Below are 13,828 nucleotides of genomic sequence, written 5' to 3' on the forward strand. Positions count from 1 at the left end.
GGTGACAACGGCAGCCCTCCGCGCGACGGGCCGAGTGGACGGGCCGGGGGTGCGTCAAACACCCATCCGGGTGCCACGGGTCAGTGTCGTGATCACCAACTTCAACTATGAACGGTACCTGCGACAGGCGGTGAACAGCGTGCTAGTCCAACGCGGCGTGCGTGTCGACGTCATTATCGTTGACGACGCGTCAGCGGATGATTCGGTGCAGCTGGCAGAAGATCTGGCCGCCGCCGACTCACGAGTGACGCTGGTCACACGCACGCACAACGGCGGACCGGCCACTGCCTTCAACGAAGGGCTTGCCCACGCCACCGGGGAATTCGTCATCAGGCTCGACGCCGATGACATGCTGACGCCGGGCTCGATTGCTCGGGCCGCCGCCCTCGCCGAACACTTTCCCGGCGTGGGCCTTGTGTACGGCCATCCGGTGCATTTCACGGCACCCACCGTGCTGCGGCATCGAGGCTCTGCGCGAAGTTGGACCGTCTGGCCCGGCCGAGGCTGGCTGGAACGCCGATGCAGACTCGGTCACAACTGCATTACCTCACCCGAAGTGCTGATGCGGGCTTGCACGCTGCGGTCGGTCGGCGGTATGCGCCCCCTGGCGCATACCCACGATCTGGAACTGTGGCTGAGGCTCGCCCGCGTGTCTGACGTGGGATGGGTCGGCGGCGCTGACCAAGCCTGGCACCGTGAGCACTCAGACAGCCTGTCGGCCCGAGAAGTCGATGTGAAACGTGATTTGGAGGAACGAGCCGACGCCTTCTTCACGCTGCTCACCGACGGCTTGGGCGATGCCGTCGCAGACGCGCGATTACTTCGGATCGCCCGGGCCACACTGGCCAACGAGGCACTCACCCGCACCACCCAGGCGTATTCGGCCGGCCGTGGGGGCTCCCCGGAAACAGACGGCTACCTGCAGTACGCCCGGGAGATCCACGCCGATCTTGACAGCCTGCCGCAAGCGAAAGCTTTGCGTCGGGCCGAGCGGCTGGGGCCGGTCAAGTCGCGATTTTCGCCCAACCTGCTGGCACATGCCCTCCGGCATCGCGCCGCGCTCGTGCTCGGTCGGTACCGCTGGCGATCGACGGGCGTATGATGACGCGATCGATCGTCTTCATCGCCGGCACACGGTGGGAGTCGGTGGCGGGGACCGATCGCAGACTCATGACCGCGCTGGGCGTCTTCATTCCGGTGTTGTGGGTGGATCCGCCGTTTTCGGTGCTGACGCGCCGACAGGGCGGTGGAAAAGAACACAACCGGTCCGGTATTTCCCTCGTGGCCCCTGGCGTCACCCGGCTACAGACTCGCACCTGGCCCGGTGCGTCGCGGCCGGGAATTCGCTGCGCCGCCACGGTCGTGCTCGAGCGGCACATCCGATCGGTGGTGCGAAGACTGCGGCTGGAGGTGTCCGCCGTGATCGTGGCATCACCCCGGCAACGATTTCCGCACCGTATCGGCGGCACCCGTCTGCTGTATGTCACCGACGACTGGCTGGCCGGGGCGGCGCTGATGGGACTGTCAACAGTTCGTATCGAGAACGATCTGGAGCGCAACGTTCACGCCGCGCACGTCACGGCCGCGGTGTCGCCAAACCTCGCCGCCCGGCTCGCGCGCGACTACGCCGTGACGGTCGAGGTGCTCGCGAACGGATGCGACCCGGCCAGCGGTGACTCGCCCACGGGTGCGCGGCGCAAACCCATTGCCGGACTGATCGGGCAGCTGAATGAACGCCTGGATCCAGAGATTCTGGAAGCGGTTCGGGCCGGTGGAACCGAAATTATCGTGGTCGGACCGCGCGCCGAGCGCACTGCAGAAACCCGTGCGTTCCTCGACCGCTTTCTCGCCGCGAACGGCGTGACCTGGCACGGGGAGGTGCCGCAGGCCGAACTGCCCAAGCTGCTCGGGCTCATGGGGGTGGGTCTCACGCCGTACGCCGATACGGCCTTCAATCGCGCGAGCTTTCCGCTCAAGACATTGGAATATCTGGCAGCAGGGCTACCTGTCGTGTCGACTGACCTGCCCGCGGTGCAGTGGCTCGACACGGACCTGATCGAGGTGGCAACCGACCCGGCGGATTTCGCGCACCGGGTGCGCAGCCTGCTCTCCCGTCCCGACAACGCGGTCGATACGGCAATGCGCCTCGCTTTCGCCCGAGAGCACAGTTGGAACGCTCGGGCCCTCCAATTGCTCAATATTCTTGATTCTTGCGAACGCGCAGGAGGGAATAAAAACATGAGAAAGTTTCGGAGCATGCGGGTTCCGGGCACTCGGTGGAAAACGGTCGTCGTCGCGTGTGCGTTTCTGGCCGTTGTCGGGCTGCCCGTTGTGCTGCTCGGCACGTCGAAGGTCGACAGCGTCGAGTCGGTGCAGCCCGCCTCGGTGCAGCCGGTTGTCTCAGGAGCCCTCGCCCTGCCGCGGATTCCGTGGGAAGGCGGACCCGCCTACTGGGATCGGTTCGAGAGGGCGAGCGCGGCCGGCTGGAGCGACCCGAATTTTTTTCCCATCATTTCCTGGTTCGGAAACTTCAGCTCCGACGCTGAAGTCCAGTACGACAAATCACTGGGAATCAACACCTACAGCGGCATGTGGGAGGGTACCCCTTATCACTTGTTTGCGGACAATGGTGTGTTTTGGATCGGTAACAAGCTCAACAGCAGCTTCTCCGACGACAGTGCGAACTGGGTGGGTCGATTTCTTGACGACGAGGTCGATGGCAGGTTTTCTCCGACGGCCGGACCAGCGCATCTGCAGGCGATCGTCGATGGTCTTCCCGAAGACGGTCGGTTCAAATACGCCAATTTCACGCAGATGGTGGTGGCGAAAGATCTAGACCAACAGGTTGCGCAGCAATATGTGAACAGGTACACCGATGTGGTCTCGGTTGATATGTACTGGTACACAATTCCCTATTGCGACTCGTTGCCGTATCGGGACGCCTATCTGGTTCCGGTCGAGCAGGCCAACTGTCGTTCGGCGTCGAGCTATGGAAAGATCCTCACCGGGTTGACCCTGCAGGACGCCGCCGACGGCGATCTGCAGCCCCGTTGGGCGTGGGTGGAAAACCTCAATGGCGGTCCACCCGATGCGCCGCCGACGAACAACATCAACCCGGGCCAACTCAAAGGCGCTGTGGCGAGCTCCATCATCCACGAGGCCCGCGGAATCGCGTACTTCAATCAGAGTCTGGGCGGGTCGTGTCAGGCCGTGAACGTCTTCCGGCAATCGCAGGTGACTCCGGGGTTCTGCGGAAATGCTCAGGTCGGGGCCGTGAAAGAAGTGAACGCGCAGATCCACGCGCTCGCCGGGGTGATCAACACCCAATCTTATGATTACTCATTCGGTGCAGAACTGGACACCATGCTCAAGAGCCACGACGGGTATGCCTATGTGTTCGCAATGATCGATGGATCGTCGATGCCGGGCACCCGCACTTTCACGCTTCCTCCCAGTGTGCACGGGTCGTCGGTGACGGTGCTGGATGAGGGGCGCAGCCTGCCGGTCGATGCTTCCGGGCAATTTCGCGATACCTTCGCCGAGGATTACAGCTATCACGTGTACCGCGTGAACATCGATTGAGAGGATGCCGGTACCGGGGGATTCGAAAAGAGGCGGAGTGCGGCACCGCACAGACCGAGAACGAGGAACAACGCCCCCGCCGACATCGAGAATGACAGTCCGTCAAAAAAGGCCATCATGACCGCCCCGGCCAGGGCGGAAGCGAGCAGGGCCAAGGCCAGCTGACGATCAATGCGCGTGGCCGCGCGCTCGCGAGCCACGCCGGCGGCCACGAGCGCGGTGATCGCGAGCGCGAGAAAGGAGAGAAGCCCCAGCAAGCCGAGTTCGATGGTTAGCAGCAGGTACTGATTATCGAAGATGTGATAGTGGGGCAGTAGGGTGCCGAACCCCTTTCCCACGAGGGGAAACCGGCTCACCAGTTCAATTGCGTCGTCGTAACTGCTCGTGCGGGAGAGGGTGCTCGGGTCTATCGCGATGCCGGTGAAGAGCCCGCGGATGGTTCCCAACAAGCCGGGCACCAGAACGGCGATCACTCCGGCGAGCGCGATTCCCAGAGCAGCGAAAATCAGTCGAGTTCTCCTCGAGAAGCTGGGCAGGAGCACGACAAAACCGACGGCGAGGCCGATCAGTTCCGACCGAGACACCGAGAACACCGAGGCGAAAGCGATGATTGCGGCGGGAAGACAGCGTGCCAGCAGAGAACGGGTTCTGTCTTCCATAGCCAGAATGACGGCGATGGGAAACGTCAGGCAGAGCACTACGCCGTATTCGAGCGGCTGGCTGGCGGTGGCCGAGGCGCGGATGAAACCACCACGGGAGTCCAGAACGGCGAAGTCCGAGCTCATCCCGGGAATGGAGATCCACTCGATCAGGGGATTTCCGGTGAGAGACTGCGCGATCCCCAAACCGCCCAGAAGAGCGGCGGCCCACGTGATGCGCCGCAATAGGCGCCGCAAGGCATCGGCGTCGGGCAGGCCGTCGTTGGCCACGAGCAGGATTCCGGTCCACGCCACCAGACGCAGCATGCCGTTATCGGCGGGATTTGTCTCGTCGGCCGGAAGCCCCCGCAACAGCGCTGTGGAGTAGCTGAGCGCTCCGATCACGAGAAAGGCGAAAACGGCAAGTCGAACGGGCTGAGGCTGCCAACCCGACGGTACGTAGCGTTGCACCTGCCACCAGCACCACCACACCCCGGCAGCCAAAGCCCACAGTGACGCCGGCCGGCCGGCCGAGCCGAGCGCAGTGATAGTCAGATTGGACGGCACCGCGAACAAAAGGACCAGATAGACGGTGAGCACGGTGAGCCCGTCAAAATCTGGAATCCGGCCGCCGGGTCTCAGCCGGGAGATGCGCAGGAGCGCAGCGGGAGAGACGCTCACGCGCGGATGCTGCCGAGCTGGCCGCGCTGCCGAGACAGGAGGAGCCCGTCGACGAAACCGACCCCGAGCAGCGACAGGACTATACCCCCGGCAGCGACAATGACGACCGCCTGGTACTGATTCTTACGCACGAGCATGCTGGTGGGATCGCTGGTGAGTTGCAGTGAGTCGATCCGAGCCGTCTCCGAAACACCCGCTTGCGTTTGTAGTGTCGACAACGTCTCAGGAATGGCCGTCAGCGCTCGTTCTAGAACAGCGGTCACCGCCGCATCGCTCGGCCCCGACACTGATACCGCGATGAGCGGGCCGCTGCTGGCTGGGTCTCGAGCCACGGAGACCTCCGTGCTCGGGTAGTCGAGCCGAATATCCTGTCGCACCGAGCTTGCGTTCATCGCTGCCACCAGAACTTCACTGGCCTGGCCGAGGCCGGCGAGATATAGGTAGGGGTTTCCGCCGGTAGGAATGGTCTGTGTGCCAGGGAGCAGAAGAACACTGGCTGCGCGCTCGTAGGTGGGGGGCACGGCGGAATAGGCGAGAAGGCATAGGCTCGCGGTGAGCGTGAGTGCTCCAAGCAGAAGATGCCAGCGTCGTGCCAAACTGTTCAGAAAATTGCTAAGGGTCATTGCGTGTGCACTTTCTGCGCTAGTCGGTCGACAGTTACGGCCAGGAATGCCGAGACGGCCAGGCCGACAAGAAGGAGCGAAACCAGTGCCCGGGTGCGGGCGCCCGCGGAGCTTCCGACGAAATCCACGGCCGTCTCGTTCGGTATTCGCTTGGTGTGAATGGTGTCGACGATGGGCACCCCGCTGCCTTGCTGCCGGTCAGCGACCAATGCGTTGATGCGCGTGACGAGCCCGTCGACGGTCGCAGTGACCCACTGCGGGTTTGGTCCCACGGCGCGAATTGTGAGTACCGGATCCGGAAAACTGTATTGCCACTGACCACCGCGATTGGGCAGGAGCACCTGATAGCCCTGATTGACCCCGGTGCCGAAGAGCGGGGCACGTTCGGCCAGTCGGTTTGTGGGCCGTCCGTTGTTCATTTCGCTTTCGATGGCGGCGGCGAAACCGACCAGGGTTTCTCGGCGCTGGTCGTTGAACGGTGCGAGAACAACATCCCCAGGGGCGACGAAGACAACCTGAACCTCGCTGGAGTAGGCTGAGCCGTCCCGGGCGAGCGAGATGTAAACGAGACCGGTCAGCGTGAGCACAACGACCACGACATACCACCGCCGCGCGAGGATCTGAAGCAGTTTCCGAGTCGTCACCGGACCCACCGAACGAACCGCAGTTTGATGTCGTCAAGTCCCGCCGTGCCGAACAGCTGCACGGCCACCCATTTGGCCCCGGCGCGCAGCGCTTCCCGCGCGTTTCTGGTTGGCACCGCGACCAAGCGGTCGACCAGCAGCCGTCGGCGCGCGGGCACGGTGAGCGCGTCGAGCTGCGCACCGAATAAATCGGCGTAGGGCAGCGGGGAGACGAGCCGACCGCGCACCCGGTTGCTGACGTTCGAGCCGTGCACCACCTGGAGCCAGCCGGGAGCGCCGTCGATTTCGACGACGCGCATGGACTCGCCCAGGCGGGTGTGCCAGCCTGCCCAGCAGGAAACGGGATCGCCCCAACTTTCCCGCACGGAACAAAAGGCATTGTGGGTATCCCGCCGCAGGTACAAACCATTCGGACTTACGATGAGACCGCCCGTGATATAGAGGGCAGCACGGCAACAGGGGGCATCCGCTTGCTGCAATCGGTCCACAAAGTCCGTGGCGAGGCCGTCGTCATTATCCAGATTTGTGGTGATGAGCACGTCGCGCTCTCGACCCACAACGGCACGAATATCCGAGATCAGGTCGGAACGGCTGACCGAGGAACGAAACACGGCCTGAAAAATGCCGTCCGACTGCAGAGCGCTCACGCGGTCTCGAAGCCAGTGTGGACTTTCGGGATCGAAATAGATGATCCAGGTGAAATTCTGGTTGGTCTGGGCGCGAACCGACGGAAGGCAGTAGCGCTCAAAGAGGATGATCCGCTCGGCAAGCCAGCCCTTCTGTGCCCGAATCACCCGTTCCGGTCCTGCGGACGGCAGGTTGAATCGGGTCAATAGCACGTGCTCGATGCTGGGCGGCGTGGCCCCGCTGATATTCGCGACGCCAGTCAGGGTCGCGCGCGGCAGCCCGTGCCACCGGCCACGGCGTGTCAGAACCATGGCAGCATAGCGTTGCGCGGGTTGGTTCAGGCGCAGGGAGGCATGAAGTATGACCGCAGCGCGAATCCGAGTGGCATGCGCTCGCGTCCCCCAGGCCTGCGCATAGCGAACCCGGTTGACGGCCATAAGCGCAATCTGACCGTCTGATCCACCCGATCCGCCCTGCCGGTGGCGAATGAGGGCAGCTGGTTCAAACCAGACAACGGCTCCAGCCTGGCGGGCGCGCCGAAAGTAGTCCGTCTCTTCCGAGTACAGAAAATAGCGTTCGTCCCAGTCCCCGAGTCGTTCAGCCAGGCTTCCATCGATGAGAAGGGCAGCGCCGGTCGCCCACTCAACCTCTCGGGGGAGCCGATAGTGTGACGCCCGGCGGTCGATCTCGGACAACCAGCCGGGCCGACCACCGAGGTGATCGCCGAAGAGCGCTTCGCCGAGAGTGCGTGTTACTGACGGTTCACGGCGGAGTGACGCCTGGCGCACGCCGGCCGAGTCGTGCAACAGCGGCACGACGATCCCCGCGCCGGTTTGCGCCATGCTGTTATGCAGGGCGGCAATGGCACCGGGCATCACCTCGACATCCGGGTTCAGGATCAGCAGTGTACGGGATCTGCCGAATTCTCGGCGTGCAATATTGATGCCAGCGGCATAGCCGAGATTGCCGCCACTGCGCAGCACCCGAACCTTCGGGTAAGCGGCAAGCTTGAGCAGGGTGTCGTCGGTGGAGTCGTTGTCAACGACGACGACACGCAGCCGCAGATTTGGAGCCCCAGCCGGCAAACTGTGCAGCACGGCGTCGACATCCGCGTCGTTGTTGTGCGTGACGATGACGATATCTACGTCAGCGTCGCTGTCTATGCCGAAACCGGGTTGCGCGCTCAACGCCATTCCCGGTTCGGTTGGGAGCTCGTGTATGAAATCCTGAGCGAGTCCACGTGGTTTCCCTTGCCTGTCGAGTGGTCGTCAAAAATGTTTCGTATGCTGGCTTCAGCAGCAATCTCGCTGAGCGTTGCTCATCTCCTACGACGATGACATTAGCGCGGGGCGAGGGGGTTGGGGATGCCCCCAAAGGGGGCGCAGACATCAGCGGCATCAGACAGGGCAGTGCGGCTGGAGACGTCTCTCTCCCACACCAGACGGGAATTTCGGGTCGACCAGTGGGAGCGCAATCGGGCGGCGCCCGTGAGCGCGGTGTACCAGCACGCATCCGCCGCGTCGGAGGGTCGCCGGATCGAGGAAAAAAGCGCCGCAACTCGTTCAAGGGCCGATCCGGCGGCGTCGAGATCCACGATGCCGCGGCGTTGCCTGGTCAGTACCGCGAGCAGCCCGGCCGTGTGTCGTGGCGTGCGCACACGGGTCGGAACCGTAACCAACGCCCGTTTTTCCGCGCTGGTAAACATGCCGTCGACGAACGCGTCGTCGGCCGTTAGCTCGGGGAAGCGGCCGAAACGGGCATGGCCGGTGGCATTGAGTGCGTATCCTCCGGCTCCCCACAGCGCATCTTTCGTCACCGGAATGCGCATTCGGGCCCGGTAATAGCTGCGCACCGGGAACGAGGCGCCGGTGGTGTCGTACGCGAACGCGGGGCGGGCGGCGAGAATCGAGTCCGACCGGAGCGCCTCGAGCACTTCGAGCACCGCGGCGGGGGTGATCTCGATGTCGGCATCGAGATACAAACGAGGCCACGAGTTTGCCACCTCATCGCCGACATTCATTGCGGACGGTTTCGAAGCCGTCTCGATCTCGTGCACGACAACTCCGGTGAAACGGCGCGCTAGAGCTGCCGTCGCATCGGTGCACCCGTTACATACCACGATGACCTCGACCTGGCCGTGTGTGGCCAGCTCTGCAATCGAACCGAGGGTGCGTTCGATGACGCCCGCTTCATTGTGAGCCGGGATAATGATGGCGCCGTGCGGATTGCCCGTGTGGGGGCTGTGGGGGGAAGCGTCGATGAGGGGCGGCGGTGGCTCGGATCGGGTCGGCCGCTTCGGACCGGAATACACGGCGCTGGCCGCGTTCGTGCGCCGCACCAGAAGGTACGCGGCCGGACCGTCAACGAGGTAGCGTGACGCGAGCCGGGTGGGCTCGATCGCGAGGCGCCAGGCCCATTCCAGACCATGAACGGTGACCCAGTGGGGAGCGCGACGAACCCGGCCGGCCAGAAAATCTACGACGGCGCCGAATGCCAGAAGCACGGTCGCCCCGGTTTGTACACCGTGTTCGGCTATCCACAATTCCTGCCGTGGTTTTCCGAGCCCGACGACCAGCAGGTCAATATCGGCATTTTTGATCTCCCCCGCCAGGGCCGCCGAGCGTGCCGGGTCGGAGACGACCTCGCGACTCGGTGCCCAGTAACCGGCCACCCGCAAAGTTGGCCGCACGAGCGCGAACTCGGAGCGCAGGCGTTGATGGGTATCTTCCGTCCCGCCGAGAAAGCCGACACGAACGCCCAAAAGCCCGGCACTCTCCAGAATGGGCTCGATCAAGTCACTGCCGGCGAGCCGCGGCCAAGCACGTCCGGTCAGGCGACGCGCATGAGCGGCAAGCGGTGCTCCGTCGATCAGGTGCAGCCAGTCGACTTCCTCCGAGGAGCCGCCGCGCGGCAGATGCTCCAGGGTTACCGCCAGCGTTGCACCGGTTCCAAAATGGTGCACGTGATCGAGGTTCACCGATGCCACCGCGAGCGGTGCATCCGCTCGGTTGGTGAGGTGATCGGAAATGCGTTTCAACGCATCCTGCATTTCCAGCAGGTCGACCACCGACCCGCCAAGCACGATTCGAGTTTCATTGACTGTCATCTGCACTACCTAAGAGGTCTGGTGTGCGCAATGCGCACAGGAACGGATGGTTGCTCTGATTTGAGGGTGATGACATGTCACGTCATCACTGCTCCTCCGTGAGCGCGCCGTCGCGTTCGAAATACGCGTCACCCGTGATTGGACAGACAAACCGGCCGCCGCCTTCATCTTTGAGTGGGGTGCCGCTGCGCCCGACCCATCCGATGCGCCGGGCTGGTACTCCGGCGACCAGGGCGTAATCGGGCACATCCCGGGTCACGACGGCGCCGGCAGCGACCAGAGACCACCGCCCGATGGTCAGTGGGGCTACGCACACGGAGCGGGCGCCGATCGAGGCACCCGTGCGCACGAGCACGCCGACGGCATCCCAATCCTCAGCGGTTTTAGGTGTGCCGTCGACATTGACGGCGCGCGGAAACGTGTCGTTCGTGAGTACCACTGCGGGGCCGACGAATACTCCGTCTTCCAGGCATGCAGGTTCGTAGATCAGAGCGTAGTTCTGTATCTTGCAGCTGTGGCCGACGGTGACGCCGGGTCCGATGTACGCACCCCGCCCCAAAATGCAGTCTCGGCCGAGGACCGCGTGCTCGCGCACCTGGGCGAGATGCCAGATTACGGTTCCCGGTCCGATGTCAGCCTGATCATCGATGTCTGCAGAAGCGGCGATGCGAGCATGCGGGAACGAGGCTATGGATTCGGTCATTCGTCCATCCGACTGGGACGAGCCTTCGAAACAACGTTGCGGGCGGAAGAAACCGATACTGGCGGGAAACTGGGTGTCGAGGGTTGGTGGTCTGGTGCCTTCATGGAATCCCTGCAGTTCGGGGGGAACAGGAGTTACTGGAACGCGCCGGTCGAGCATCCGTTGGAAGGATCACACCGGGATATGTCAGGCTCGCGGATAATTTGAATAAATCTCAACTACCAGTGTCAGCACTATAACGGGGCTGAGATGTGTGGAAGTACGCCCCATCCGGGGGCTGGTCGCGGTCACCTCGAAGAGCTAAACTTTGTCAATTTGCGGTGCCCGGGCCGCCTGCGGCACGGGCAACGCGCAGCATTGTTATCAACCGTTCACGCAACAGGGCATCGTGTAGTGCGAAACTGGGCCGGGATCGGCCGGGATCGGCCGGGACCGGCCGGGAGCGGCAGGGGCGGATCGAAAATCCCGCTAGATGCCGTTGGTCTTCTATTGCTGGGCGAGCGCCGAGCGGTGCAGCTCGGTGTGCTTGAGATAGTTTTCGGCGTTATGCCGAATGCTGGCGATCTCGTCGTCGGTGAGGGGGCGTCGAACCTTGGCGGGAACACCGGCCACGAGCGACCCGGGGGGCACGATGGTTCCGCCGAGAACGACGGCGCCGGCGGCCACAAGCGATCCGGTGCCGATGACGGCACCGTTCAAAATGGTCGCAGCCATGCCCACCAGCACGTTGTCTTCGATCGTGCAGCCGTGTAGCACGGCGCCGTGGCCGACCGAGACACCCGCGCCGAGGGTGAGTGGAAAGTCGGTGTCGACGTGGCAGGAGACGTTGTCCTGCAGGTTCGAGCCGGCGCCGATCGTGATCGGCTCGAGTTCGGCACGCAGCACGGAGTTGTACCAGACGCTGGCCCGGTCGGCGAGGGAGACGTTGCCGACGATCACGGCGCCGGGGGCGACGAAGGCGGTTTTGGCGATGCTCGGGGCCGGGATGTTCGGCAAGGCGATGATTCGGGCGGCGCTCTCGGCAGTCATACGCGTCAGCCTAGCCGAGTCGATCCCGGGGGCCATGCGTTGCGCCGCCCCGGGAATCTCCGTCAACGACGTCGGCGCACGACCCGGGTCAGCCCGGCGGGGATCACGACCGTATCCGCAATCTCCGCGGCGGTGAGCAGCTCGTATCCCGGGCAGGGGTAGGAGGCGTCGGTGTCAGCGTGATTGATCAGGAACACGAATTCGTCGTCGTCGGCGCTGCGCGCTATCACCTCGAGGCCAGCTGCTGCCGGTGCCGGAACCGCGATACCGGCACCGCTCAAGACCTCGGTGAGGAGGGAATCCAGGTCGGTGCCGGTCAGGCCGGTGGAGACGTACCACGCCGTTCCTGCTCCGTGGTTGTTCCGCGTGATCGCAGGCCCGCCAGCCGCTGGACCGTCGAGATATCGGGTATGCACATCGGCGGTCGACACGTGGATGTCGTCGGCCCAGGTCGAACCGCTGCGGCCCTGTTCGAGGCTGAGCGTTTCTCCCTCGTGCAGGGGTTTGAACTCGTGAATGGCCAGCCCGAGCACATCGCGCAAAGCTCCGGGAGCGGCACCGGGATGCACGCTGTCGTGTTCGTCGACGATGCCGGAGAAATAGGACACCAACAGATGTCCGCCCGCGACCACATACGCGCTCAGGTTGGCGGCCGCCTTCGACCCCACCAGGTACAGGCTGGGCGCAACGACCAAGTCATAGGAACCCAGGTCCGCGGCGGGGTGCGCGAAATCAATCGTCACATTCCGCTTCCAGAGCGCGGTGTAATACGCCTCGATGCATGCCCGGTGATCGAGGTCGACGCTGGGGCGCCACTCCAGGTCCTGTGCCCAGAACGACTCCACATCCCAGAGGAACGCCACCCTGGCCTGCACCCGCGTGCTGCGCACGGACTCGAGTTGATCCAGAGTGTCACCAAGCGCTACGGCGTCGCGCCAGACCTGCGTGTCCGTGCCTGCGTGCGGCAGCATGGCCGAGTGGAATTTCTCCACCCCGAATCGCGATGCACGGAATTGGAAGAACAGGATGCCGTCGGCGCCTCGCGCCAAATGTGCCAGGGAATTGCGGGCGAGTTCTCCTGGTCGCTTGGCGATATTTCGGGGCTGCCAATTGACCGCTCCCGCCGAATGTTCCATCAGAATCCACGGTGCGCCGCCGGCCAGAGATCGGGTCAGGTCGGCATCCATTGCCAGCAGGATGTGGTTGTCGTCTCGTTCCGCTACCAGATAATGGTCGTTCGAGACGATGTCGACCTCGCGGCTCCACGTCCAGTAGTCCGCGGCGAGGCAGTTGGTAGCCATGTAGTTGGTGGTGACGGGCAGGTCGGGGGTGAAGCGACGGATGACGTCACGCTCGGCCACGTAGCAGGCCAGCAGTGCGTCGGAAGTGAATCGCCGAAAGTCGAGGCGCTGGGCCTGGTTGCTGACCGATGCTGAGACCCGCGGGGCGTCGATCTCGCCCCATTCGCCGTAGCGCTGGCCCCAGAAGGTCGTGCCCCAGGCCTCGTTCAGCGCGTCCAACGTTGAGTACCGTGACTGCAACCAGGTGCGAAATGCCGCGACCGAATAGTCGTCGTAGGAATCGCTGATCGGTGCGCCGTATTCGTTGTGCACGTGCCACATCACGAGCGCCGGATGGCTGGCATAGCGGCGAGCCAACTGCTCCGTGATGGCGGTGGCCGCATGCCGATACTCGGGAGAGCTCGGGCTCACCATGCCACGCGAACCGTTACCCAGCGTGACGCCGTCACGGGTGACGGGACGAGATGCCGGGTATTTCTTCCAAAACCACGCCGGCGGGGCCGCGGTCGGCGTTGCCAGATCCACGTCGATGCCCGCTTCCCCGAGCAGGTTCATGATGTCGTCAAGCCATCCGAAATCGTACTCACCCTCGCGCGGCTCCAGCAGGACCCAGGAAAAAATCCCGATGCTGACCAGATTGATGCCGGCCTGCTTCATGAGCAAGATGTCTTGCAGCCACACCTCGCGGGGCCATTGCTCCGGGTTGTAGTCGCCGCCGTAACGCAACTTGGTGGTGCCGCTCATCCAGCGCGCCGTGGCGCGGGAGGTGGAAGGGGATACGGGTTGAACCGGCATGGGGGATCTCCTTTGACTGTGTGCGCTCCCAGTTTTAGCACGACTTCGACCAAAAAAAAAGATGCTAACCAAGTGTTGACAACATTTAGCTACTATGAG

General features: G+C 63.7%; 10 protein-coding genes. 2 read left to right on the forward strand and 8 right to left on the reverse strand.

Annotation, left to right across the window (positions count from 1 at the left end; translation table 11 throughout):
• Window position 1: 1 nt before the first annotated feature.
• Both E3N85_RS12250 and E3N85_RS12255 read left to right on the forward strand, forming a co-directional pair.
• A complete protein-coding gene (locus E3N85_RS12250; protein ID WP_134463538.1) occupies window positions 2-1,102 on the forward strand; it encodes a glycosyltransferase family 2 protein in 1,101 nt (366 codons plus the stop codon).
• Window positions 1,099-3,582, forward strand: coding sequence for a glycosyltransferase (locus E3N85_RS12255; protein ID WP_134463540.1), 2,484 nt, complete (start codon window positions 1,099-1,101; stop codon window positions 3,580-3,582). Before E3N85_RS12250 ends, E3N85_RS12255 begins: the two co-directional genes overlap by 4 nt.
• Here E3N85_RS12255 and E3N85_RS12260 read toward each other — a convergent pair.
• From E3N85_RS12260 to E3N85_RS12295, 8 genes are all read right to left on the reverse strand, one after another.
• Window positions 3,555-4,901 carry an O-antigen ligase gene (locus E3N85_RS12260; protein ID WP_134463542.1) on the reverse strand — a complete coding sequence of 449 codons (1,347 nt, stop codon included), beginning with the start codon at window positions 4,899-4,901 and terminating at the stop codon, window positions 3,555-3,557. The genes E3N85_RS12255 and E3N85_RS12260 overlap by 28 nt on opposite strands.
• Entirely contained in the window at window positions 4,898-5,524 is a 627-nt protein-coding gene (locus E3N85_RS12265; RefSeq protein WP_134463544.1) for a hypothetical protein, read from the reverse strand. The genes E3N85_RS12260 and E3N85_RS12265 overlap by 4 nt, the downstream gene beginning before the upstream one ends.
• Window positions 5,521-6,168, reverse strand: a complete 648-nt coding sequence (locus E3N85_RS12270; protein WP_134463546.1) for a hypothetical protein — start codon at window positions 6,166-6,168, stop codon at window positions 5,521-5,523. Before E3N85_RS12270 ends, E3N85_RS12265 begins: the two co-directional genes overlap by 4 nt.
• On the reverse strand, window positions 6,165-7,982 hold the full coding sequence (locus E3N85_RS12275) for a glycosyltransferase (protein ID WP_166783946.1): 1,818 nt from the start codon (window positions 7,980-7,982) through the stop codon (window positions 6,165-6,167). The genes E3N85_RS12270 and E3N85_RS12275 overlap by 4 nt, the downstream gene beginning before the upstream one ends.
• Before the next feature lie 152 nt (window positions 7,983-8,134).
• Window positions 8,135-9,901 (reverse strand): WecB/TagA/CpsF family glycosyltransferase, encoded by a 1,767-nt coding sequence (locus E3N85_RS12280; protein ID WP_134463550.1) that lies wholly within the window; start codon window positions 9,899-9,901, stop codon window positions 8,135-8,137.
• Window positions 9,902-9,986: 85 nt separating this feature from the next.
• Window positions 9,987-10,604, reverse strand: coding sequence for an acyltransferase (locus E3N85_RS12285; RefSeq protein ID WP_134463552.1), 618 nt, complete (start codon window positions 10,602-10,604; stop codon window positions 9,987-9,989).
• A gap of 486 nt (window positions 10,605-11,090) precedes the next feature.
• A complete protein-coding gene (locus tag E3N85_RS12290; protein ID WP_134463554.1) occupies window positions 11,091-11,633 on the reverse strand; it encodes a gamma carbonic anhydrase family protein in 543 nt (180 codons plus the stop codon).
• A gap of 62 nt (window positions 11,634-11,695) precedes the next feature.
• Window positions 11,696-13,729: a beta-galactosidase gene (locus E3N85_RS12295; RefSeq protein ID WP_134463556.1), complete on the reverse strand. Its 2,034-nt coding sequence runs from the start codon at window positions 13,727-13,729 to the stop codon at window positions 11,696-11,698.
• Between the last annotated feature and the right edge of the window lie 99 nt (window positions 13,730-13,828).

The organism is Cryobacterium sp. Hz9 (genome assembly GCF_004402825.1).
Lineage (GTDB): Bacteria > Actinomycetota > Actinomycetes > Actinomycetales > Microbacteriaceae > Cryobacterium > Cryobacterium gelidum.